This window comes from Gilliamella sp. wkB308, assembly GCF_001690185.1.
Taxonomy (GTDB): Bacteria; Pseudomonadota; Gammaproteobacteria; order Enterobacterales; family Orbaceae; genus Gilliamella; species Gilliamella apicola_I.
Genome location: NZ_LZGN01000009.1, coordinates 1 through 331, shown reverse-complemented (window position 1 = coordinate 331; position 331 = coordinate 1). Strand labels below are relative to the sequence as shown.

Sequence of the window (331 nt, the reverse complement as noted above, 5' to 3'; positions counted from 1 at the left end):
CGCAAAAGTGGTGCCGCCTGAAGCGATGGAAAACGCCCCTGCCAGCCTGCATTCGCTGGATGTGAAATCGCGTGATATGCGCGGGCAGAAATATGTCTTGCAGGTGGCACCGGAAGATTGCACCGGTTGTAACCTGTGCGTCGAAGTTTGCCCGGCGAAAGACCGTCAGAATCCAGAGATTAAAGCCATCAATATGATGTCTCGCCTGGAACATGTCGAAGAAGAGAAAATCAATTACGATTTCTTCCTCAACCTGCCAGAAATCGACCGTAGCAAACTGGAACGTATTGATATTCGTACATCGCAGCTGATTACACCGCTGTTTGAATAT

General features: G+C 49.2%; 1 protein-coding gene. It reads left to right on the top strand.

Annotated features, from left to right (window positions below; all coding sequences use genetic code 11):
• Positions 1–331: 4Fe-4S dicluster domain-containing protein (locus A9G10_RS01675; protein WP_176700506.1), on the top strand; the 331-nt coding region annotated here is incomplete at both ends.